20 protein-coding genes are annotated in these 22586 nt (G+C 40.1%); 10 read left to right on the top strand and 10 right to left on the bottom strand.

What is annotated here, in order from left to right; all coding sequences use genetic code 11:
• The first annotated feature begins 111 nt into the window (after positions 1 to 111).
• From AAC388_RS02955 to AAC388_RS02975, 5 genes are all read left to right on the top strand, one after another.
• A complete protein-coding gene (locus tag AAC388_RS02955; RefSeq protein WP_336016828.1) occupies positions 112 to 1161 on the top strand; it encodes an AraC family transcriptional regulator ligand-binding domain-containing protein in 1050 nt (349 codons plus the stop codon).
• Between the two features lie 246 nt (positions 1162 to 1407).
• On the top strand, positions 1408 to 2211 hold the full coding sequence (gene trpA, locus AAC388_RS02960) for a tryptophan synthase subunit alpha (protein WP_002116163.1): 804 nt from the start codon (positions 1408 to 1410) through the stop codon (positions 2209 to 2211).
• The gene (gene accD / locus AAC388_RS02965) at positions 2208 to 3104 is read left to right on the top strand and encodes an acetyl-CoA carboxylase, carboxyltransferase subunit beta (RefSeq protein WP_002116475.1); all 897 of its coding nucleotides are present in this window, start codon (positions 2208 to 2210) and stop codon (positions 3102 to 3104) included. The genes trpA and accD overlap by 4 nt, the downstream gene beginning before the upstream one ends.
• Positions 3101 to 4387 (top strand): bifunctional tetrahydrofolate synthase/dihydrofolate synthase, encoded by a 1287-nt coding sequence (gene folC / locus AAC388_RS02970; protein ID WP_342371169.1) that lies wholly within the window; start codon positions 3101 to 3103, stop codon positions 4385 to 4387. Before accD ends, folC begins: the two co-directional genes overlap by 4 nt.
• Positions 4378 to 5436: an SPOR domain-containing protein gene (locus tag AAC388_RS02975; RefSeq protein WP_002116434.1), complete on the top strand. Its 1059-nt coding sequence runs from the start codon at positions 4378 to 4380 to the stop codon at positions 5434 to 5436. Before folC ends, AAC388_RS02975 begins: the two co-directional genes overlap by 10 nt.
• 29 nt (positions 5437 to 5465) lie before the next feature.
• Here the strand turns inward: AAC388_RS02975 and AAC388_RS02980 are convergent, their stop codons facing one another.
• The 3 genes from AAC388_RS02980 to AAC388_RS02990 all read right to left on the bottom strand — a co-directional run bounded on the left by AAC388_RS02980 (position 5466) and on the right by AAC388_RS02990 (position 7763).
• A complete protein-coding gene (locus tag AAC388_RS02980) occupies positions 5466 to 6044 on the bottom strand; it encodes a dual specificity protein phosphatase family protein (RefSeq protein WP_032005523.1) in 579 nt (192 codons plus the stop codon).
• Positions 6041 to 6853, bottom strand: a complete 813-nt coding sequence (locus AAC388_RS02985) for an MBL fold metallo-hydrolase (RefSeq protein WP_176563845.1) — start codon at positions 6851 to 6853, stop codon at positions 6041 to 6043. Before AAC388_RS02985 ends, AAC388_RS02980 begins: the two co-directional genes overlap by 4 nt.
• A gap of 259 nt (positions 6854 to 7112) precedes the next feature.
• A complete protein-coding gene (locus tag AAC388_RS02990) occupies positions 7113 to 7763 on the bottom strand; it encodes a peroxiredoxin (protein ID WP_342371170.1) in 651 nt (216 codons plus the stop codon).
• 407 nt (positions 7764 to 8170) lie between these two features.
• Here AAC388_RS02990 and secA point away from each other — a divergent pair, with 407 nt between their 5' ends.
• Positions 8171 to 10891: a preprotein translocase subunit SecA gene (secA, locus tag AAC388_RS02995; protein WP_060466018.1), complete on the top strand. Its 2721-nt coding sequence runs from the start codon at positions 8171 to 8173 to the stop codon at positions 10889 to 10891.
• Positions 10892 to 11023: 132 nt separating this feature from the next.
• On the top strand, positions 11024 to 11467 hold the full coding sequence (locus AAC388_RS03000) for a hypothetical protein (protein WP_002116535.1): 444 nt from the start codon (positions 11024 to 11026) through the stop codon (positions 11465 to 11467).
• Positions 11468 to 11533: 66 nt separating this feature from the next.
• On the opposite strand, the gene AAC388_RS03005 is transcribed toward AAC388_RS03000, so the two are convergent.
• On the bottom strand, positions 11534 to 12844 hold the full coding sequence (locus AAC388_RS03005; protein WP_005072730.1) for an MFS transporter: 1311 nt from the start codon (positions 12842 to 12844) through the stop codon (positions 11534 to 11536).
• A gap of 132 nt (positions 12845 to 12976) precedes the next feature.
• Positions 12977 to 13618, bottom strand: a complete 642-nt coding sequence (locus tag AAC388_RS03010) for a hemolysin III family protein (protein ID WP_031944657.1) — start codon at positions 13616 to 13618, stop codon at positions 12977 to 12979.
• Positions 13619 to 13746: 128 nt separating this feature from the next.
• Between AAC388_RS03010 and AAC388_RS03015 the strand changes: the two genes are divergently transcribed.
• Both AAC388_RS03015 and AAC388_RS03020 read left to right on the top strand, forming a co-directional pair.
• Positions 13747 to 14958, top strand: a complete 1212-nt coding sequence (locus AAC388_RS03015; RefSeq protein WP_342371171.1) for an SAM-dependent methyltransferase — start codon at positions 13747 to 13749, stop codon at positions 14956 to 14958.
• A 12-nt stretch (positions 14959 to 14970) separates the two neighbouring features.
• Complete coding sequence (locus tag AAC388_RS03020; protein WP_069036196.1) at positions 14971 to 15390, top strand: GNAT family N-acetyltransferase; 420 nt, start codon at positions 14971 to 14973, stop codon at positions 15388 to 15390.
• A gap of 29 nt (positions 15391 to 15419) precedes the next feature.
• Here the strand turns inward: AAC388_RS03020 and AAC388_RS03025 are convergent, their stop codons facing one another.
• The 5 genes from AAC388_RS03025 to AAC388_RS03045 all read right to left on the bottom strand — a co-directional run bounded on the left by AAC388_RS03025 (position 15420) and on the right by AAC388_RS03045 (position 21257).
• A complete protein-coding gene (locus AAC388_RS03025; RefSeq protein ID WP_068612086.1) occupies positions 15420 to 16280 on the bottom strand; it encodes a patatin family protein in 861 nt (286 codons plus the stop codon).
• Between the two features lie 15 nt (positions 16281 to 16295).
• Positions 16296 to 16553 carry a hypothetical protein gene (locus AAC388_RS03030; RefSeq protein ID WP_342371172.1) on the bottom strand — a complete coding sequence of 86 codons (258 nt, stop codon included), beginning with the start codon at positions 16551 to 16553 and terminating at the stop codon, positions 16296 to 16298.
• 164 nt (positions 16554 to 16717) lie between these two features.
• Positions 16718 to 18853, bottom strand: a complete 2136-nt coding sequence (locus tag AAC388_RS03035) for a 3-hydroxyacyl-CoA dehydrogenase NAD-binding domain-containing protein (RefSeq protein ID WP_284091433.1) — start codon at positions 18851 to 18853, stop codon at positions 16718 to 16720.
• An 18-nt stretch (positions 18854 to 18871) separates the two neighbouring features.
• Entirely contained in the window at positions 18872 to 20077 is a 1206-nt protein-coding gene (locus AAC388_RS03040) for an acetyl-CoA C-acetyltransferase (protein WP_342371173.1), read from the bottom strand.
• Between the two features lie 169 nt (positions 20078 to 20246).
• Complete coding sequence (locus AAC388_RS03045) at positions 20247 to 21257, bottom strand: AraC family transcriptional regulator (RefSeq protein WP_002116561.1); 1011 nt, start codon at positions 21255 to 21257, stop codon at positions 20247 to 20249.
• Between the two features lie 210 nt (positions 21258 to 21467).
• Between AAC388_RS03045 and AAC388_RS03050 the strand changes: the two genes are divergently transcribed.
• Entirely contained in the window at positions 21468 to 22586 is a 1119-nt protein-coding gene (locus tag AAC388_RS03050) for a CoA transferase (RefSeq protein ID WP_174723257.1), read from the top strand.

The raw sequence follows: 22586 nt of genomic DNA on the forward strand, positions 1-22586 counted from the left end.
CTCGCATCTAACATGTTCATTAGTATGTCGCTAATAGTCGGCTTTTTTTTGACAGTTATTGCCAATTTTTATACAGTTTGCGACAAGATGGCATTAAAAAAAGGATGAGCCATGCTGGATTTTACGATTTCAAATGGCTACTTTTATCTTTGGAATACTTATCTAAAAGAAAAAGGAATCGATTGGCAGGTATTAAACCTTACAGATGTTCAGGCCCGTCAAGTTCAAAATATTTTAGCTTCATCTATTGATGCTCAATCTTCTTTAAACTTTTTTCTTGAACTTTTAGAGCTGACAGAGTCTCGTCTACAAGTTTCTAATTTAGCCCTAGAAATGGCAACTTGTATTACACCTGCCAATTTTGGTGTACTGGGATATATGGCTTCTCGGAGTGGGAGCTTTGCAGAGGTTCTTGAATATGTCATGAAATTTCATCGTCTCGTGATTGACGGTGAGCAAGTCGTGCCTATGCAAGTTGAACAAGATGCTTCTAACATTCGTTTGTATTGGCCTTTGGTTGATGCCAGTAATATCATACTTTGTGAGCTGACTTTAGCTGCTATGGTACAGCTTGCTAAACAAATTGCCCCTTTCCATGATTTTCTCTTGCAGCATGTTGAGTTTGTGCACCGCTCACGTGGTCCATTGGTACATTATCAGCGTTTCTTTCAATGCAAATTGTCATTTGAACAACCTTACTATGCATTAACTTTTGCAAGTGAAGGATTGAATGTTCGCCCTCGACACGCAGACCCCAGCTTAATGCAACTTTTAGTGAAACAAGCAGAAGAGGCATTGGCTCAGCGGAAAATACATACAGATTTAGCCCAGCAAATACATTGGATTGTTCATGAATATTTCAAACACAAGCAACAAGCCCCGAAAATAGAGGATATTGCTATTGAGTTGAATATTTCAGTACGAAGCTTGCAGCGTCAATTACAGTCATTAAATACTTCATTTAAATTAATTTTAGATACTGAACGCATGAAACGCTGTGAAATATTACTTCACCAAAATGAGAGCCTCACCACAATTGCTGAACAGTTGGGATATTCGGATCAGTCGGCACTTGCACGGGCTCATAAAAATTTGACAGGACAAACTTTACTCACGCGGAAAAAGGAATTACAACTCGCCAATAAAAATATTGAGAAATAAGTTTTGCATGATTGTTTTTTGATCATATGGAGATCTAATAATGGCTCGAAAATAGGAAGCTTTGATCATTGAGAAAAGTTTCAAAATATTGATAAATGTACACCATGGGTTGTATGAATCATACAATCGAATATCGCCATAACGTTAGACCTGTTCAATGGACAAAAAATAGCGTTAAAATGCGATGTTCTTGTATTTCTACAAACAACTCCTCAATTTTAAATAATTCAAGGAAAGCACAACCCTATGTCACGTCTTGCCACCCGTTTTGAAAAGCTTAAGTCCCAACAACGTAAAGCGCTTGTATCTTATGTTATGGCGGGTGATCCACAGCCACAAGTAACGGTTCCGTTACTGCATAAAATGGTTGCAGCAGGAGTAGATGTCATTGAGCTTGGTTTACCATTTTCAGATCCAATGGCTGATGGTCCGGTAATTGCGCTTGCAGCTGAACGTGCGCTTGCAGCAGGGACTAACACGTTGGATGCACTCAACATGGTAAAAGAGTTCCGTGAGCAGGATCAGGAAACACCTGTTGTTTTAATGGGTTATCTCAATCCGGTTGAAGTGATTGGTTACGAGAAGTTTGTTTCTCATGCGAAACAATGTGGTGTAGATGGCTTATTACTTGTGGATTTACCACCAGAAGAGTCAAAAGAATTTGGTGCTGTGTTGAAACAACATGATATGGACCAAATTTTCTTACTTGCACCAACTTCTACAGATCAACGCATTCAACATGTGACAAATCAGGCAAGTGGTTTTATTTACTACGTTTCACTTAAGGGTGTAACTGGAGCAGCAACACTTGATACGGCAGAAGCTGCTGCACGTATTCAAAAAATCAAAAATGCCACTAATATTCCAGTGGGTGTTGGTTTTGGTATTAGTGATGCCGCTTCAGCAAAAGCAATGGGTAATGTTGCTGATGCCGTGATTGTGGGTAGTGCTTTCGTTAAAAATTTTGCAACGTTGGCAGCGGATGACGCTGTTGAACAGACGGTGAGTAAAGTCAAGGAGCTTCGAGCAGCGCTCGATGAGTTAGTATGAATCAAGAAGTGAAACCAGGGAAAGTTCTTAGCCCTTCGACACCATGGACAAAACGTCCGGTTCCAGGTATTGAAGTCGCAGATGAGCAACAAATTCTCAAAGCAACATTTACTGAGCCAACGATTGAATGTCCTGAATGTCATGCACTAGTGACACGTACAGCAATTTCTTTCAATGCATATGTTTGTCCGCAATGCGACGAACACTTACGAATGAAAGCTCGTGACCGCTTGAACTGGTTCTTCGATAATGTTGTAACTGAATTGGGTCAAGAATTTACTGCTAAAGATCCATTAAAGTTTGTTGACTCTAAACCGTATCCAGATCGTATGCGTGAAGCGCAAAGCAAAACTGGTGAAACGGAAGCATTAATTGCCATGCAAGGTAACTTAAATGGCGTAGATATGATTGCATGTGCTTTTGAGTTCGACTTTATGGGCGGCTCAATGGGTACAGTTGTAGGTGACCGTTTTGTAAAGGCTGCCGAGCTTGCAATTGAAAAACGTCAGCCATTAATCTGTTTCGCAGCTTCTGGCGGCGCGCGTATGCAAGAAGGTATGTTGTCGCTTATGCAAATGGCGCGTACTTCTGCCGCGATTCAAAAATTAAAAGATGCTGGCTTACCATATATCGTTGTGTTAACACATCCTGTGTATGGTGGTGTAACAGCTTCTTTAGCAATGTTGGGTGATATTCATATTGCTGAACCTAAAGCGATGATTGGCTTTGCTGGTAAGCGTGTAATTGAGCAGACTGTACGTGAAACTCTTGAAGAACCGTTCCAACGTGCTGAATATTTGCTTGATCATGGTGTAATCGATCAGATTGTTCATCGTCATGCTTTACGTGATACTGTATCTCGACTTGTATCGAAATTGATGAACTTACCTTGAACCAACAAGCTCCACTTTCAATAGACTCTTTAGATACATGGCTCAATTATTGGAGCCATGTTCACGTTACAGGGATAGATCTTGGTCTGGAACGTGTAATTCCTGTTGCAGAAAAGCTGGGTGTAACTCAGCCTAATGCTAAAGTTTTTACAGTAGCCGGAACGAATGGTAAAGGCTCAACCACAACCACACTGGCTGCGATATTAAACGCACAGGGTTATAAAGTTGGGTTATATCAGTCACCGCATATCTATCGCTTTAATGAGCGAGTTAAGTTAGGTGGAGTTGAAGTCGATGATCAAAGTCTGATTGATGCTTTTGTTCAAGTTGATCAGGCTCGTCGCGATTGTGATTTAAGCTTATCTTTTTTTGAAGCAACCACTTTGGCTGCTTTTGTTATTTTTAAACAACAACAATGTGATGTATGGGTGCTCGAAGTTGGTCTGGGCGGACGTTTAGATGTCGTCAATGTGATTGATCCCGACATTGCAGTGATTACTAATATTGGCCTAGATCACACAGATTGGCTAGGCGATACCATCGAAAAAATTGCTTTTGAAAAAGCAGGCATTATTCGTTCACATATTCCAGTTATCTTCGCGGGTGAGCAACAATTACCGCAAGCAATTCAGGATAAAGCACAAAGTTCACAAGCAGACTTATATACCGTTAATCGTGATTATTTTTATAAGCTCGCAGAAGATGGACAAAACTGGTACTTTGCTTCGGAAGGAACCACTTTAAAACTTCCTTTAGGTACATTAGCGATTGAAAATATTGCAGGAGCAGTTGCGGCCATTTTAAATAGCGGACTTGAGATTTCTCAGTCAGCATTAGAAAAAGGTATTCAATCTGCTCGCTTAGCAGGGCGTTTTGAACAGCGCCAAGTGGACGGGAAAACGATAATTTTTGATGCCGGACACAATCCTCATGGTGTTGAATTTTTGTTAAAGCAATTGCGAAATTTCTTAGAATACAATAAACAGTACACAGAAGTTGTCGCAGTATTTTCAATGCTGGCAGATAAAGATATAAAATCAGTAGTCGATTTATTGAAACCTACTGTTTTACATTGGAAAATTGCTGAATTGAATGTGCCGCGTGCTGCACCGATTCAGCAACTCAATGATGCCTTGCAAGGCCAGACAGTACAACAATATGGCAATATCAAAGAGGCTTTTAAATCAGCGCTTGAGCAAACAAATAACAATCAGCTGATTTTGGCCTGTGGTTCGTTTCATACTTTAGAAGCGATTTGGGAGTATTTGGAAGAATGTCAATGAATAACAAACAACGCTGGATGGGTGGCGTTGTTTTACTAGGAGGTGGTGTTTTATTGGCAGCATTGCTTCTAAAAGGAAATGAGGAAATAAAACAGGTTGAAGCTCAACCATCCGCATCCACATCGCCAAAAACTCAAACTAAACCAAAACAGACAACTGAAGGGCAAATGGTACAACTACAACCGCTTGCGGTTGATGTTGAAACTGAAAAACGTTTGCTAGAAGAACAGCGTCGTGCGCGTGAAAAGGCCGTTGCTGAACAAGAAGCACGTGCAGCTGAGTTCTTAGCAATGCAGCAGCAAGCTGAAGCTGATGCTGCTCGTAAAGCTGCAGCAGAGTACGCTGCGATCAATGCGCGCCGTACAGCGGCTCAAGAAAGTTCAGATAATATTCCACCGGAGTTAGTGGGTGAGGCGAAAGCTAAAAACCAGCAAACCAATACGGTGAATAAAACAACTGATACTTCAAAAATAGATGCAGACAAAAAAGCTGCTGAAGCAAAACGCCAAGCAGAAGCAGACAAGAAAGCAGCTGAAGCTAAACGACAGGCAGAAGCAGACAAAAAAGCAACTGAAGCAAAACGCCAAGCAGAAGCAGACAAGAAAGCAGCTGAAGCTAAACGACAGGCAGAAGCAGATAAAAAAGCTGCTGAAGCAAAACGCCAAGCAGAAGCAGACAAGAAAGCTGCTGAAGCCAAACGACAAGCAGAAGCTGATAAAAAAGCCTCTGATGCTAAACGAAAAGCTGAAGCTGAGAAAAAAGCTGAAGCTGAAAAAGCACGTGAACTGCTTGAAAATGGCGATAAAAAGTGGATGGTTCAAGTCGCTTTGGCTGCTAACCAAGCCAATGCAGATGCAGTTGTTTCTAAATTACGAGCTAAAGGCTATAAGGTCACTACAAGCCCAACCAGTAAGGGTATTCGTATTATGGTTGGACCTGCAAAAGACCGTGATACAGCAGATGCTGCTCGTAAGAAAATTACTTCTGATTCAAGTTTAAACATGAAATCAGCGTGGGTGATTGACTGGGTACCGTTAGACCAACGTTAACCAAATTAAAAATTCCACTCAAGATGTCACTAAGATGGATTCGACAGTTGCTGTTGAATCCATTTTACATTTTCAGGTGTAAATAATCGGTCAATGTTCTTCCAAATAATATGATAACCGTAACCCCCTTGTTTCATTTCCTTAACCGCATCATCAATTGCCCAATTTTCAAAAATAATGCGATACATGGCAACGCTGGCCCCTGTACGATCTGAACCATGGTAGCAGTGCAATAAAACGCGCTGATCATTCTGCTTGGCAATTTTGATTTGTTGCATGACTTCTAAGAGATCTTGTCGGTCAATTGCCCAAGTGTTGATAGGAATATGTACAAGATTAAAATTTTCATTTTTAAAAACTAAACTATCTGCGTCTTTGGCTCTTAAATTAATGATCGTTCCAATTTGATGATTCTTTAATTCAGAAATCATTGCTGTATCAGGTTGTTCACTGCGATAAACATCATTACTAATTTGATAAAAGTTATGAGTCTGAGAAACTAAGCTTCCCCAATCTTGTGGTCGATGCTCATGGGCGATACTTTCGTGCTGCATACATCCTTGTAAACTTATACAGATGACAAGTGTAAGGAGCGATAATTTTTTCATGTTTGATACCGTTTAAGCTCATCAGGGTCGTGAGCACAAATTATTTCAATCGTGGGTTCATGTTGAGCTAAATGCTGTAAACGCTTGAGATTAAAAAGACGCTTTTGATTGTCTTCTGCAAATGTTTTTTCCACCAGATCAAGTGATCTTAATTTATTTTTAGGGTTTAACTCTAGGTGTGAGTAGTAGGCATCTCCACAAAATAATACCCATTGATTTTGTTGCTTTATGGCAATCCCGCAATGTCCAGCTGTATGTCCTAACAGCGGTATCATTAAAATTTCATCTTGAAACAGCGGAAAACCTTTAACTTTTTCGAGGTTGAACCATGCTTCACCTTTTTGATATTCAACGAAGTTCCAATACCGATGATCTTTATATTGATTGGTTCTATAGCGAAGTTTGCCTTTAAAATTTGGAAGTTGGGCAGCGTTGTATTCTGCTGCTAAAACATGAACTGTGGCATGAGGAAAATCTGAGATACCACCAGCATGGTCGAAATCAAGATGAGTGACAAAAATATGCTGTACATCTTTGGGGCTAAACCCGAGCTTTTGAATTTGTTGGATCGCACTAAATTCAAGATTATGCTCAATATTGCCTAAGCGTTTAACTAATGAGCCTAGGCGCTGTTTCATATGTAAGTAATCTTGCAAGCCAAAGCCAGTATCGATAAGCACTAAGCCTCGATCAGTTTCAACTAAAAGACAATGACAGATTACCTCAGCTCGGAAGCCTTTTTGTCCAAATAAGGGTGCACAAACTGGGCACATACTGCCACACTTTAAATGATGAATTTTATAGATCATGATTTTTATTTTTTTACCGAATCATTTCGAGTTATAACTGATCTGAGCAATAAAAACCATGAGTATTCAATACATAAATAAAAAAGCCATCACTCTGGATGACTTTTTCGGGTGTGATATTTAATCTAAGTGTGCCTACGCACTGCATTTGTCTTGTAGGGAATTTTTCAGATGCTTGCCTACGCGCTTCGCTTGTCTTGTAGCTAACTTTTCAAAGTTTTGCCTACGCACTTCGTTTGTCTTGCAAGCAATAAAACCTTTAGTCGGTTTTATTGCTTTCTGGCTGTGGCGTGAGGCGTAAATAAGGTTTAACAGCCGTATAACCTTTAGGGAAACGTTGTTTAATTTCTTCTTCATCTTTAAGTGATGGCACAATAACGACATCTTCGCCTTGTTGCCAGTTCGCTGGTGTAGCAACTTTATGCTTGTCTGTTAATTGTAATGAATCCACAACACGTAAGACTTCATTAAAATTTCGGCCCGTCGAAGCAGGGTAGGTAATAATTAAGCGAACTTTTTTGTTTGGATCAATAATTATTAAAGAACGCACCGTGAGTGTTTCACTGGCATTAGGATGGATGAAACCATAAAGCTCAGATACTTTACGATCTTTATCTGCAATGATTGGAAAGTTTACAGTTGTGTTTTGTGTTTCATTGATGTCGTTGATCCAGCCTTTGTGAGACTCTACATCATCTACTGACAAAGCAATCGCTTTAACATTACGCTTCGTAAATTCATCTTTTAATTTTGCTGTATAACCTAATTCAGTTGTACATACGGGAGTATAGTCGGCTGGATGTGAAAATAAGATTCCCCAACTATCCCCTAAAAAATCATAAAAATTAATTGTGCCTTCACTCGATTCTTGTTGAAAATCGGGAGCAGTATCTCCTAATCGTAGTGTCATGATCTTTCCTCAATTGCGCATAATTTGTTATTCGATTGAATGAATATGCAGCATTTACTTTATGATTAAAATTATTGTTTTTATATTTTATTATGAACTTTTTATATAAGTGTAAATATATATGACTAAAACTCATTATTTTAAGTGCTTAATCAATGTAACTTTAAGGTAAATTTGCTAAATTAGATTTCTCGGAAGTTATGCTTAATCGATGAGCGTTAATGGTGTGTTTTTGGTGCTCGGCACATTAAGGGGAGATTAGATGAATGAAAAAACCATTCGTCTAACTATCAGATTTTTTTTAGGGGTTTTGTGCAAACCCCTTGTACTTCAAATTTCTGGCACCATAATAAACGACTGAGAAAAAGTTTATTCATTTGACCAAGCAAGATTTAGAGAGTTTATCCATGTTGGCAAGTCTGATCGGAGGTATCTTCGGTACAAAAAATGAGCGTGAACTCAAACGCATGCGCAAAATTGTTGAGCAAATCAATGCGCTCGAGCCGACGATATCAGCTTTAAGCGATGCAGACTTATCTGCAAAAACTCCAGAATTCAAACAACGTTATAATAATGGCGAAAGTTTAGATAAATTACTTCCAGAAGCGTTTGCAGTTTGTCGTGAAGCTGCTAAGCGTGTGATGGGTATGCGTCACTATGACGTTCAGTTAATCGGTGGTATTACCTTACATGAAGGTAAGATTGCCGAGATGCGTACTGGTGAAGGTAAAACCCTTATGGGTACTCTGGCGTGTTATTTAAACGCTTTGAGTGGCCAGGGTGTACATGTCATTACTGTGAACGATTATTTGGCACAGCGTGATGCCGAGTTGAACCGCCCATTATTTGAGTTTTTGGGTCTATCAATTGGTACGATTTATTCAATGCAAGGTCCGTCAGAAAAAGCGGAAGCTTATCTTGCTGATATCACTTACGGTACCAATAACGAATTCGGTTTTGACTACTTACGTGACAACATGGTGTTTTCTTTAGCAGAAAAGAAACAACGTGGTTTGCACTATGCCATTATCGATGAAGTTGACTCGATCTTAATTGATGAGGCTCGTACACCATTAATTATTTCTGGTCAAAGTGAAGACTCTTCACACCTCTACAGTGCAATCAATACAATTCCACCTAAATTACATCCGCAAAAAGAAGAAAAAGTAGCAGATGGTGGTCATTTCTGGATTGATGAAAAGCAGCGTTCAGTTGAAATGACCGAAGTTGGTTATGAAACTGTTGAACAAGAACTTATTCAAATGGGCTTGTTGGCTGAAGGCGAAAGCTTATATTCAGCAACAAACCTAAACCTTGTTCACCATGTATCTGCTGCTATTCGTGCGCATTTCCTATTCCAACGTGATGTTCACTATATTATTCATGATGGTGAAGTGGTTATTGTCGATGAACATACGGGTCGTACGATGCCGGGTCGTCGTTGGTCAGAAGGTTTGCATCAAGCTGTTGAAGCAAAAGAAGGCTTAGAAATTCAGCCTGAAAACCAAACTTTAGCGACAACAACATTCCAGAACTATTTCCGTCTCTATAAAAAGCTTTCAGGTATGACAGGTACTGCTGATACTGAAGCTGCGGAAATGAAAGAAATTTACGGTCTTGATGTTGTGATTATTCCAACTCACCGTCCAATGATTCGTAACGACCAAAACGATTTAATTTATTTAAACCGTAACGGCAAATATAACGCGATTATTCAAGAAATTATGAATATTCGTCAGCAGGGTGTTGCTCCAATTTTGATTGGTACAGCAACCATTGAAGCCAGCGAAATTTTATCTTCTAAGCTAATGCAAGCTGGTATTCATCATGAAGTTTTGAATGCAAAGCAGCATGAGCGTGAAGCTGACATTATTGCTCAAGCGGGTAGCCCGAATGCAGTAACGATTGCAACTAACATGGCTGGTCGTGGTACGGATATTATCTTGGGTGGTAACTGGAAAGCTAAGCTTGCCAAACTTGAAAACCCAACAGCAGAAGATGAAGCACGTCTAAAAGCACAATGGGAACAAGACCACGAAGATGTATTGCAAGCAGGTGGTTTGCATATCATTGGTTCTGAACGCCATGAATCACGTCGTATTGACAACCAGTTACGTGGTCGTGCCGGTCGTCAAGGTGACCCTGGTGTTTCTCGTTTCTATTTGTCTCTTGAAGATGACCTTATGCGTATTTTCGCAGGTGACCGTGTCGTTGGTATGATGCGTGCGATGGGTTTGAAAGAAGACGAGGCGATTGAACATAAAATGGTGAGTCGTTCGATTGAGAATGCTCAGCGTAAAGTTGAAGCGCGTAACTTCGATATTCGTAAGAACTTATTGAAATACGATGATGTAAATAATGAACAGCGTAAGATCATTTATTCTCAACGTGATGAAGTATTAGCTGAAAATACCTTAAAAGAATACGTTGAAGAAATGCATCGTGAAGTGATGCAAGGCATGATTGCTAACTTTATTCCACCAGAGTCAATTCATGACCAATGGGATGTGGAAGGATTAGAAAATGCTTTACGTATTGATTTAGGTATTGAGCTGCCAATTCAAGAATGGTTAGACCAAGATCGTCGTTTAGATGAAGAAGGTTTGGTTGAGCGTATTAGTGATGAAGTGATTGAGCGTTATCGTCAGCGCCGTGCTCAAATGGGTGATGAATCAGCAGCAATGCTTGAGCGCCATTTCGTTTTAAACTCTCTTGATCGCCATTGGAAAGATCACTTGGCTGCAATGGATTATTTGCGTCAAGGTATTCACTTACGTGGCTATGCGCAAAAGAACCCTGAGCAGGAATATAAGAAAGAAGCTTTCAACCTGTTCGTAAACATGTTGGGTATTATTAAAACTGATGTTGTGACTGATTTGTCTCGTGTACATATCCCAACACCAGAAGAACTTGCAGAAATGGAAGCTCAACAGCAGCAGCAAGCTGAATCGATGAAGCTTTCTTTTGAACATGATGATGTAGATGGTTTAACTGGTGAAGTTACACTTTCTCAAGAAACCATGAACGAGTCTGCCGATCAGCAAGCTTTCCCTGTTCCAGAAAGCCGTAATGCCCCATGCCCATGTGGTTCAGGACTAAAATATAAGCAATGTCACGGTAAGATCTAATCTGCCTCCACAAAAAAAAGCAGAACAATTGTTCTGCTTTTTTTATGTTTGTAGTAAGCCTGTGAATAATGTTTGCAGTTTTAAGCATTAAATGCTATTTACTTCTCATCCAGAGTGTATGTTGGAAAGACAATGAAAAAAGTATTACAACCTTTATTTTTAACTGTTCTTGCTGTACCAAGTTTTGTTTTTGCAGCAGAAGCAGCTTCAGCCCCTCAAACGACAACGGTTGACAAAGTACTTGCAGCAAAAGGCCCAACTTCGGCTCAAGCTGTAGTGAAGCAAGAAAATACTACAGTGATTAGTCCACGTACAGGTATTCGCTATACGTTGGGTAACACAGGTAATCGCCCAATTATTTTACAAACTACTGCGATTGCTCCAGCAAACTCAGCAAACATTAATCGTATTGTGGCAAGTAACCCAGCTCTTTCTGCAAAAAGCCAAGAAAAAGCAAAAGTTGCTTTAATCGGTGAAGCAGCTGTAGCAGGACCAGCAGCAGTTGCAGCAAGCAATGTAACAGCGCCAGCTGCAACAAATAGTGTTGCTCCAGCAAATCCTGCATCAATGAATTAATTCATATACGTATAAAAAAGCCAGTTCAAATTGAACTGGCTTTTTTATGGGGGTGTCTTTAAAACTTTAAATCTGATTATTTACATCATCATTTTTTGTTTCACGAATGAGTAAGAACGCAACTAATGATAAAAGTGATGCAGCCGTAAGATAATAACCAACTGCATATAAACCATAAGTTTCAGCAAGCTTAGTCGCAATGAGTGGGGCAAAAGATGCACCAAAAATACCAGCCAAGTTAAAAGTTAATGCTGAACCTGTATATCGAACTGAAGTTGGGAAAAGTTCAGAAAGAACTGTACCGATCGGACCGTAGGTCAATCCCATAATCGCCAAGCCAGTACATAAGAAAAGGAATACGATTAAGGTATTTCCAGACTCTAACATACTAGAGAAGAACAAACCGAAAATCGCAGCAGCGATACAGACGCCAATAGAAGTTGTTTTCCGACCAAATTTTTCTGCAAAAATAGCCGATAAAGGAATGAATGCGGCAAAGCAAAGTGTGGCAAACAATTGAAGTTCTAAAAACTCTCCACGCGCATAACCCAGTTTAGTGGTTCCCCAGTTTAAGGCAAATACGGTAGTAAGATAGAACACAACAAAGGTGCAGATTGCTGCAACTGTACCAAGAATAAGCTTACCTGTATGTTTGGTTAAAACTTCTTTAAATGGAATATTAACTTCTTTTTGCTTATCTAAGACTTTCTGGAAAGCTGGAGTTTCATGAAGTTTTAAACGAATATATAAGCCAACAATAACCAATACAGCACTGGCAATGAATGGAATACGCCAACCCCATTGCATAAATGCTTGCTCAGGAATAACTGCGCTCAATAATAAGAATGAACCTGTTGCCAGAATAAAGCCAATTGGAGCACCTAGCTGTGGAAACATGCCATACCATGCTCTTTTACCTTCTGGGGCGTTTTCAGTCGCTAATAATACTGCGCCGCTCCATTCACCGCCTAAACCTAAGCCTTGTCCTAAACGACAAACAGCTAATAGTAATGGTGCGATAATCCCGATTTGAGCATAAGTCGGAAGTAAACCAATACATACGGTTGAAATACCCATGGTCAGTAAAGCTGCAACTAATGTGGCTTTACGACCAATACGGTCTCCTAGATGGCCAAATAATGCGGCACCGATAGGACGAGCAATAAAGGCAATTGCAAAGGTTGCCAGAGATTGTAAGACTGCGGCACTGCCACTACTAGCAGGGAAAAATAGGTGAGGAAAGATAATCACGGCAGCTGTTGCATAGATATAAAAGTCGAAGAACTCAATAGTTGTACCGACTAAGCTTGCAAACAAAACTCGTGTTTTTGAATTAGTGGCTACTACAGGAGCAGCAGTCGCAGAGGTTGACTCCATATAAGTCCTTATATCCGTTAAAATTTATTTTTAATGACTACTCTTTTTAAAGACGTATTTTTCTCAAAGAATAGCGTGAAAGAACATCATCCATGACTCTTTCAGGATCACTGAATATGAGTGAAAAATGGACTAAACTACGTACCAATAGATTGCAAGAAAATGTGCCCCTGCACCTAAAAGCACAAAAATATGCCAGATCGCATGGGTATATCTTACCTTTTTTAACGCGTAAAACAATGCTCCAACCGTATAAGCTAATCCGCCAATAATTAACAAAATCAACGCGTCTTTACTCAGATAGGTGCGCATATCATCCATAACAAATACAGCAAGCCACCCCATAAGAACATAAGCAAGTAGCGAAATTTTCTGAAAACGATGAATAAAAACTAACTTGAAAAGTGTACCAATTGCAGCAATGCTCCAGAGAGCAATAAGTAAAATATGAGCTTTTTGCGTAGGTATAGCAATGCTTAAGAACGGGGTATATGTTCCCGCAATTAAATAATAAATAGCAGTATGGTCGAGTTTTTTATACCAGTAGCGTAGGTTTTGTGTTTGAGCAAAATGATAGAGTGTAGAACTGGTAAAAACTAAAATTAGGCTAAATGAATATACCCATAAACCCACCCACTGAGCAGTTGAAAGATAAGATCCCTTTATAATTAAAAAGATAGAAGCTACAACTGCCATAACAACACCAGCACCATGACTATAGGCATTAAATAGTTCTTCTTTTGGATCGTAAGTTTCCAACACAGATTTACTCATAACTTTAATTTTTTTGATTAAAAATACAAATGTATAGAAATACAAAACAGTCGTAAAGTTATTTTATTTTTAATCCTAGACCCTTTAAACTTCTATTTTATATGAGTCTTCATTTTTCAGGTATATCCGTGTCGGTTTTCTCCTTTGAGCAAGAACAGCAATTCTTTTATGAAATCAAGCAAATGCTTGACCAACAAGCTTTTGAGCGTTTGATCTTGAGCCAATATAAGGGAGAGTTAGCGCAACTGGAAAAAATCACTTTCCGCGTTGTAGAGCTACATGGTCAAAAACAGCTTTCAGCTCTATATCATCACACGACCCAAGATGTGACTAAAAACTATTCATTTCAAGAAGGTTTGCAACAGATTGAGCATTTAATCAATCAGTGTAAGCAAGCAAACTTATTTTCAACCACTCAAGAAATTCAGCTTAAAAAAAATAAGAAAAAAGCCATATTAAATATGGGTAAAAAGCAGGCGGTAAATACGACACAAACGGTTCAGGCGCATGACCGTGAAAAGCAGCGCTATGTACAGCAGGGAAATGCATTTTTAAAAGAGCTGGGTATTACTGATGAAAAAGCTCAGGTCATTCCAAGCATGGCTCGTAAATGGAAACAGATTAATAAATTTATCGAAATTTTTGCGAGTGCCTATGAACAAATTGATGCGTCTCAACAAGAGTTACGCATTGTCGATTTTGGCTCGGGGAAAGGTTATTTAACTTTTGCATTGTATGATTATCTGCAACAACAGCAGAAAACACCATTGATTACTGGTGTAGAGCTGCGCCGTAATTTGGTGGAATTTTGCCAGAACGTTGCAGACAAAGTGCATTTTAACCACTTAGACTTTTTTGAAGGTGACGTTCGTAGTTATCAACCGGAAAAGCTGGATGTAATGATTGCCTTACACGCATGTGATATTGCGACAGATTTTGCTATTCATACTGGAATCCGTTTAAACGCTTCGATGATTATGTGTGCGCCATGTTGCCACAAAGAGTTACGCCCTCAATTACATAGCCCAGAAGTTTTACAACCAATGCTACAGTTTGGTATTCATGCTGGACAACAAGCCGAGATGTTAACCGACACTTTACGTGCGTTACTTTTAAAAGCGTATGGTTATGAAACCAAAGTTTTTGAGTTTGTATCGCTTGAACATACCAGCAAAAATAAAATGATTTTGGCAACAAAACGCAAAAATGTTTCACAACCTGACGCCAAGATTATGGCTCAAATCCAAGCATTGAAAGAAATGTACGGAATTAAAAAACAAACGCTGGAATTGTTGTTACAAGATCAGTTGCCGATCGAAAATATTGGCTGCAAGTGCTAGGAAGGTGAATGGATGTATAAAATTGTAGAGGGTGGTTGGGAACAGCTTGAGCAAGATGCCAAATACATCCGTGAACAAGTCTTTATCCAAGAACAGGGAATTGCACCTGAAGATGAATGGGACGACTTGGATGCCACAGTTCTACATTTTATTGTCTATGACAAAGAGCAGCCTATCGCTACAGCACGTTTGTTGCCACAGCATAGCGTAGGGCGTGTTGCTGTTTTAATGCCTTATCGAAAGCAGGGTATAGGTAAAATTTTAATGCAGCATATTATTGAATATGCGCGCCAACATAAATTGCCTTACTTAAAGCTTTCAGCACAAACCTATGTGACCGCTTTTTACGAAGCTTTAGGTTTTTACGTGCAAGGTGAAGTTTACCAAGACTGTGGCATTCCACATATTGATATGGTTTTAGAGTTAAATTGAGACTTCTTTTTAGAAATCTCAATTTAGATTTATTTCATTGCATTCCAGTTTTCGATGGCTTGTAAGCCAGTCTCTAAACCAACTTCATAACTGTAGCGAAGCTTTTTCGGATTGGTAGTTAAACGGCCAGCCATATTTTTAAGAGGAGGTGGACACACTTCTAAAATTTGCTGGTCTGAGTTTTGACCACGAACGAAATCTACTGAAGCGTTATAACGAGCACAGCGGCTACGCAAGCTACTAGCGAAACCATAATGATGTTTAAAAGCATATTTTGCTAGGAATTGATCACCTCGACTACTTGCCTTGAAGTAATTTTTCGGGCGAGTGCGTAAAACTAACAGTTTTTTGACGCCACTTTGCTGAGCCGTCCAGCGAACGGGTAGGGCATCTGCAACACCACCATCAAAATAAGGTTCACCCATAATATCGACGGGATGACGCGTTAAAACTGGAATTGAGCTAGAAGCACGAAGCGCATTGAGTAAATTGTCTTTACCCGCACGAAGATATTCTGCATGACCTGTTTTAGCATGCGTCAACACCATATAAAAATCAGGATTTTTGGCAAAAAGACTCTGTTGATCAAGAGGATGCTCTTGCTCACCAATTTCCCACATCCATTTTAAATCAAGTAAATCGCCGCCCTTAAAAAAGCGCTTGTAATCGATAAATTCAGGACGCAGTGAATGATCAATATAAAATGTTAAAGTGCGGCCTTGCTGGCCTGCTAGGTAGTTGGCGACATTAGTTGAACCAGACGATACACCAACATATAAATCGAATGGGTTGAACTGTTGTTGTAAAAACGCGTCAAGTACACCACTGGTAAAGGCACCACGCATGCCTCCACCTTCTACAACCAGTGCGTTGCGGGAAAAATCTGTCATTTGAAAAATATCTGATTACTGAGTTGATTGCTTATGTTCTTGCATATCCATTTCAGGCATGTTGTCACTATGTTGAGCGTGTTGCTCTGTAGAGTGCTCAGCCTTTTGCTGCATTTGCTCTTGTTGTGCTTTGCGCTGTGCACCTGGCATATAGTCAGGTTCATTACTCATTGCTAAATAGAAAAAGCCAAGGAAAGTTGCACTTAAAACACCAACAATCAGAACAAATTTCCAGCCTAAAATTGCTGACTCTGAAGAATTTTTATCGGACATAAGAATTTCTCGAATGTGCTGTAGAAGCACAAAAATGAAGTCTATTTATAGCATATTTAGGTCGGTGGCAGGAATCTTAAAGGTCATAAAGAAAAACCCATATAAATAAAATATATTTATATGGGCAAGGTTTATGCAGTTTTTAAATATTCAATAAGTCTAAGTTATTGAATATTTTGTTTCTGCTCTGCTTTGGTCTTTAGTAATGCGGGCGGTGTAAAACGTTCACCATATTTGGCAGCTAATTCTTCAGCTCGTTTTTGTGCTTTATCAGTGCCGTATTGATTTAGGAATTGAATTGCTCCTCCAGTCCAAGGGGCATAACCAATTCCAAAAATAGAACCGACGTTGGCATCAATCACTGACTCTAATACGCCTTCTTCATAACAACGTAAGGTATCTAACGCCTGTACAAACAGAATGCGATCAATCATATCTTGTTCAGAAATATCATGATCTTTTTTCCAGCGGTTTAAGCCTTCCCATATATGCTTTTTACCATTTTCAGGGTATTCATAAAAACCAGCTCCAGCAGCTTTACCTTTACGGTTTAACTCATGAATCATGGTGTGAACCACTTCATCTACAGAAGTTTTAGGTAAATCTTTTCCTTCGGCCTGAAGAGCTTTGCGTGCTTCACTGGCAACATGTTCGGTTAATGTTAAAGATACTTCATCTTGAATAGCGAGGGGGCCAACTGGCATACCCGCTTTCAGTGCTGCCATTTCAATACGCGCTGGGTGGACACCTTCGGCAAGCAAGCGCATACCTTCTTGAATGAAAGTACCAAACACACGACTCGTGAAGAAACCACGGCTATCATTGACAACAATTGGTGTTTTTCCAATTTGTTGTACAAAGTCGTAAGCTTTGGCAAGTGTCTCTGCGGAGGTGTTTTTACCTTTAATAATCTCAACCAACTGCATTTTGTCGACAGGGCTAAAGAAATGCAGACCGATAAAAGCTTTATCATCCTTACTTGCTTGCGCTAAACCTGTAATTGGCAGGGTTGAGGTGTTTGATGCCATCACACCGTTAGGCGCTAAATATTGCTCGGCTTCTTGAGTAACTTTCGCTTTGAGCTCTTGGTTTTCAAATACTGCTTCAATAATTAAATCACAGCCTTGTAAGTCTTCGGCAGAAGCTGTAGCTGTGATGAGCGATAAAACCTGATCACGTTTTTCTGCGGTCATGCGGCCTTGTGAAACACGTTTATCTAAGAGCTTTTGTGAATATGCTTTGCCTTTCTCTGCATTTTCAACAGATACATCTTTAAGTACAACTGGAATGCCTTTAATGGCTGTTGAATAAGCAATGCCTGCACCCATCATGCCCGCGCCCAACACCCCCACTTTAGTGGCTTGCCATTTTGCAACATCGGCAGGACGGCTCGCACCAGACTTAATTGCATTTAGACCATGCCAGAAAGTACCGATCATATTTTTAGAAATTTGACCTGTTGTAAGCTGAGTAAAGTAGCGAGACTCAATACGCAGTGCAGTATCGACATCAACTTGAGCACCTTCAACTGCGGCAGCCATAATTGCTTCAGGGGCAGGGTAACAACCTTTAGTTTTGTCTCTTAACATGGCTGGCGCAATTGCAAGAACTTGTGCAACTGCTGGAGTTTTTGGATCGCCACCCGGGATTTTGTAGCCCTTTACATCAAAAGGCTGCTGAGATTTTGGATTGGCCTTGATCCAAGCAATTGCTTTATCTAAAAGTTCTTGCTCATTTTCGGCAGTGTCATGAATTAAACCTAAAGATTTTGCTTTATCAACACCGAACTGTTTGCCTTCCATTAAGAAAGGAAATGCATTTTGAAGCCCAAGCAAACGTACCATACGTACAATACCACCGCCGCCTGGTAACAAACCTAAAGTAACTTCTGGTAAGCCAAATTTGCTTTTCGGGTCATTGATTGCAATACGGTGATGGCAACTTAATGCGATTTCCCAACCACCGCCAAGTGCTGTGCCATTTAATGCTGCAACGACTGGAATACCAAGCGTTTCAATTGTACGTAAATGGCCTTTTAGCTTTTCAACCATGTTGAAAAAGTCAGTTGCGTGTTCAGGCTGAACTTGAATTAGTTCATCTAGATCACCGCCTGCAAAGAACGTTTTTTTAGCCGAGCGGAAAATAACCCCTGAAAGTTCTGTTTCTGCTTTAAGTTTCTGAGTCGCTTCATCGAGCGAGTCACGAAACTCGGCATTCATGGTGTTCGCAGATTGACCAGTTGAATCAAGCGTTAAAATGACAATATTGTCGGCATTCTTTTCGTATTGAATTGCACTCATCTTCTATATCCCTAATTTTTATACGCGTTCAATAATGGTGGCAATACCCATCCCACCGCCAACACAGAGCGTCGCTAAACCGCGCTTTTTATTTTGTCGTTCAAGCTCATCAAGTAAAGTGCCTAAAATCATGGCACCTGTTGCTCCTAGTGGATGGCCTAAAGCAATCGCACCGCCATTTACGTTGACTTTCTCAGCTGGGACGTTGAGTTCATTAATAAAACGCATAACAACTGCCGCAAATGCCTCATTAACTTCAAATAGGTCAATATCATCAATCGTAAGCCCAGCTTTTTCTAAAGCTTTACGTGCAGCAGGCGCAGGGCCAGTCAGCATGATGGTTGGGTCGGTACCAACCAATGCAGTCGCCAAAACTTTAGCGCGTGGTTTTAAATTTTGTTCTTTGACAGCTTTTTCAGAAGCTAATAAAACTACAGCTGCTCCATCGACAATGCCTGATGAATTACCTGCATGGTGAACATGATTGATTTTTTGTGCTTCTGGATATTTTTGTAAAGCAACTGCATCAAAGCCCATTTGCCCCATCATTTCAAAGCTTGGGTTGAGCTTCGTTAGACCTTCGAGTGTGGTATTGCCTTTAATAAATTCATCTTTCTCTAAAATCACCACACCTGAGTGATCTTTTACCGGCACAACTGATTGGTCGAAATAACCATTTGATTGAGCTGCCGCAGCTTTTTGTTGTGATTTCACAGCGAAATTATCAACATCTTCACGGCTATAGCCATCTAAGGTTGCGATGAGGTCGGCCCCAATACCTTGCGGAACAAATGATGATTTAAGGTTTGTTTCAGGGTCTAACGCCCACGGTCCGCCATCAGAACCCATTGGAATGCGTGACATTGATTCAACGCCACCAGCAACCACTAAATCTTCCCAACCAGAGCGGACTTTCATTGCTGCCATATTGACTGCTTCTAAGCCTGATGCACAAAAGCGATTGATTTGCACCCCAGCAACATCATCATTCCAACCTGCTGCAATCGCTGCTGTTTTGGCAATATCACCACCTTGATCGCCAATTGGTGTTACGCAGCCCAAAACAATATCGTCAACTTTAGAGGTATCGAGTTGATGGCGCTGCTGTAATTCATTTAATAATGTGGTGAGTAAGGTAATTGGTTTTACTTCGTAAAGAGAGCCATCTTTTTTTCCTTTTCCGCGTGGGGTGCGAATGGCATCAATAATATAAGCCTCGCTCATAACAGTTCCTTTTTTATTACTTAAACTTTGTTGTGTTTTGAGTGTACTGGTTTTAAAAGGCAACGCAATGACGATAAGCGCACCAGTCAGGTGATGATTTTTGCCAATAGAAATACAAAAAAGCCCAAGTTGAACTTGGGCTAAATGTGAAGCTAAATAGATTTAAGAATTAGTGATAACCATGTAGCTGGCGATATAGGCCAGGGGTTACACCCGTCCACTTTTTAAATGCACGGTGGAAAGTACTGGTTTCACTAAAGCCAACTTGTTGGGCAACATCTTCAAGTGTTAACTCAGGGTTGAGTAACAAGTGAATCGCAGCATCTCGGCGTAGGGCATCTTTTACGCCTTGGTAGCTTTTACCTTCGGCAGCCAAGCGGCGGCGTAAGGTTTGCGGAGATAAATACAACATTGATGCCACGTCATTAAGCGTTGGCATTTCTTCACCAATTTGGCTTTTGAGCACTTCACGAATACGAGAAGTTAGCGAGTTGGTGTTTTTGAATTTTACTAAAAGCTGAGCAGGAGCTGCTTTTAAGAATTCTTCTAGCGTTTTCTCATCTTGGCGGATTGGCAAATCAAGATAATCAGCTGCAAAGGTAATTTCAGTACGTGGTGCATCAAACTGCATAACTGGTGCAAAAAATAATGCATCATATTCATCGGCATGTGCAGGACGTGGATAGCTAAAATGAACACGTTCTAATGGCAAACGACGTTCAATCAACCATGATGCTAGACCGTGCCAAATCATGAGCATGCTTTCAGTAATGAAATGGTCTGGATCTAAAGTTTTTGGAATGAGGGGAACTAGACGTGCTTCATGTTTGTCACGCTCTAGAGTTACAGACCATTCATCGCCAAATAATTTGTAGAATTGAGATGACAGTTCAAGGGCTTGGCCCAATGTTTTTGCGTGAATAATCAACTGACACATAATGGCAAAAGTGCCCAGACGACGCGGTTGTACGTCAAATCCAACGTGTTCATCCTGTGTGACCATCCACAACATTTTTATAAAACGAGTGTATTGTTCTGGTGAGATTCGAGCTTTAGGTTGACGTAATAATTCCGCTTCAATACCCACATGTGAAAGGAGCATTTCAACATCCATGCCAAGGCGTTTTACGCCTGTCAAAGCCGCATTCACGAAGTGGATGCTAATCGTATCGCGACTCATATTGAATCCTTCAGTCTCTTTGATGTTCACTTTAAATTGACCTAAATGACCGTCTAAAAAAATAAATTGGCGATTTACAACAGAGTAAAAGCACTTTTTACATGTTAAATTGCCGAAATGATCAAGGTAAATGGCTGAACATGACATTGTTTTAGTATATTTGCTTAACTAATATAAAAGAAAATTCGAATAATAGTGGTTAAAAATACGATGATGACAGCATTAAATGGACTTAAAGTTCTCGATTTCTCGACGCTCTTACCTGGACCTTTTGCCACAATGTATTTGGCCGATATGGGAGCAGAAGTCATCCATATCGAATCTCCATCACGTCCTGATTTAATCCGAATCATGCCGCCATATGCAAATGGTCAAGCAACAGCACATAGTTATTTAAACCGAAATAAACAGTCGATTGTTCTCGATTTAAAGGATAAGGCGAGTATTGATCTGATTAAAGCCAAAATTTCTGAGTTTGATATTGTTATAGAGCAGTTCCGACCTGATGTTATGCGCCGTCTCGGTTTAGACTACGCGACACTTGCCGAAATTAACCCACGTCTCATTTATTGTTCAATTACAGGTTATGGACAAACGGGGAGCTATAAAGACAGAGCTGGGCATGACATTAACTATTTAGCTTTAGCAGGTATTGCTGGATATAGCGGCCGACAAGACAGTGGTCCACCACCACTTGGTATTCAAGTTGCAGACATTGCAGGTGGTTCACTTCATGCGGTCATTGCGATCTTGGCTGCGGTCGTTGAACGTGGACGTAGTGGAATGGGACAATATATTGATATTTCCATGACCGATTGTGTTGCTAGCCTAAACAGTATGGCCGCATCAGCGACACTTGCTGCACAGGTTGAACAGGCACCAGAGCATGGCATGCTCAATGGCGGTATTTTTTATGACTATTATATGACTCAAGATGGACGTTATCTTTCAATAGGTAGTCTTGAGCCACAATTCATGTCTGGTTTATCAGTGGCGCTTGATTTGCCTTTATTATTACAAAAAGGTGCTTCTTTAGATGTCGAAGACCGACAAGAAGTTAAACAAGCCATTCAAGAGAAAATTAAAACGAAATCATTTAAAGAATGGCATGAAATTTTTGCAAATCTTGATGTGTGTGTAGAACCTGTTTTAAGCCTAACAGAGTCCTTAAACTCGCCTTTAGCACAAGAACGTGGATGGATTGTGGATGTACCTTTGCAAAATAATACAGCGGATACAGAACCACAATTGGCTTGTCCAATTAAGTTTTCAAGATCGAAAATGAGATATTCCTTTATAGGTCAAAAACTTGGTGAAGGGCAGTGGTAA

The organism is Acinetobacter sp. D009 (genome assembly GCF_038562025.1).
GTDB classification, from domain to species: domain Bacteria; phylum Pseudomonadota; class Gammaproteobacteria; order Pseudomonadales; family Moraxellaceae; genus Acinetobacter; species Acinetobacter pittii.

What these genes read in the sequence shown, in the direction of transcription:
- AAC388_RS03010 (WP_031944657.1), bottom strand. Translation starts at nt 13,618, where the DNA reads ATGAGTAAATCTGTGTTGGAAACTTACGATCCAAAAGAAGAACTATTT.
- AAC388_RS03050 (WP_174723257.1), top strand. Translation starts at nt 21,468, where the DNA reads ATGATGACAGCATTAAATGGACTTAAAGTTCTCGATTTCTCGACGCTC.
- AAC388_RS03025 (WP_068612086.1), bottom strand. Translation starts at nt 16,280, where the DNA reads ATGACAGATTTTTCCCGCAACGCACTGGTTGTAGAAGGTGGAGGCATG.
- AAC388_RS02990 (WP_342371170.1), bottom strand. Translation starts at nt 7,763, where the DNA reads ATGACACTACGATTAGGAGATACTGCTCCCGATTTTCAACAAGAATCG.
- AAC388_RS02985 (WP_176563845.1), bottom strand. Translation starts at nt 6,853, where the DNA reads ATGATCTATAAAATTCATCATTTAAAGTGTGGCAGTATGTGCCCAGTT.
- AAC388_RS03020 (WP_069036196.1), top strand. Translation starts at nt 14,971, where the DNA reads ATGTATAAAATTGTAGAGGGTGGTTGGGAACAGCTTGAGCAAGATGCC.
- trpA (WP_002116163.1), top strand. Translation starts at nt 1,408, where the DNA reads ATGTCACGTCTTGCCACCCGTTTTGAAAAGCTTAAGTCCCAACAACGT.
- AAC388_RS03040 (WP_342371173.1), bottom strand. Translation starts at nt 20,077, where the DNA reads ATGAGCGAGGCTTATATTATTGATGCCATTCGCACCCCACGCGGAAAA.
- AAC388_RS03045 (WP_002116561.1), bottom strand. Translation starts at nt 21,257, where the DNA reads ATGAGTCGCGATACGATTAGCATCCACTTCGTGAATGCGGCTTTGACA.
- AAC388_RS02975 (WP_002116434.1), top strand. Translation starts at nt 4,378, where the DNA reads ATGTCAATGAATAACAAACAACGCTGGATGGGTGGCGTTGTTTTACTA.
- accD (WP_002116475.1), top strand. Translation starts at nt 2,208, where the DNA reads ATGAATCAAGAAGTGAAACCAGGGAAAGTTCTTAGCCCTTCGACACCA.
- AAC388_RS02955 (WP_336016828.1), top strand. Translation starts at nt 112, where the DNA reads ATGCTGGATTTTACGATTTCAAATGGCTACTTTTATCTTTGGAATACT.
- AAC388_RS03035 (WP_284091433.1), bottom strand. Translation starts at nt 18,853, where the DNA reads ATGAGTGCAATTCAATACGAAAAGAATGCCGACAATATTGTCATTTTA.
- AAC388_RS03000 (WP_002116535.1), top strand. Translation starts at nt 11,024, where the DNA reads ATGAAAAAAGTATTACAACCTTTATTTTTAACTGTTCTTGCTGTACCA.
- AAC388_RS02980 (WP_032005523.1), bottom strand. Translation starts at nt 6,044, where the DNA reads ATGAAAAAATTATCGCTCCTTACACTTGTCATCTGTATAAGTTTACAA.
- AAC388_RS03005 (WP_005072730.1), bottom strand. Translation starts at nt 12,844, where the DNA reads ATGGAGTCAACCTCTGCGACTGCTGCTCCTGTAGTAGCCACTAATTCA.
- AAC388_RS03030 (WP_342371172.1), bottom strand. Translation starts at nt 16,553, where the DNA reads ATGTCCGATAAAAATTCTTCAGAGTCAGCAATTTTAGGCTGGAAATTT.
- secA (WP_060466018.1), top strand. Translation starts at nt 8,171, where the DNA reads ATGTTGGCAAGTCTGATCGGAGGTATCTTCGGTACAAAAAATGAGCGT.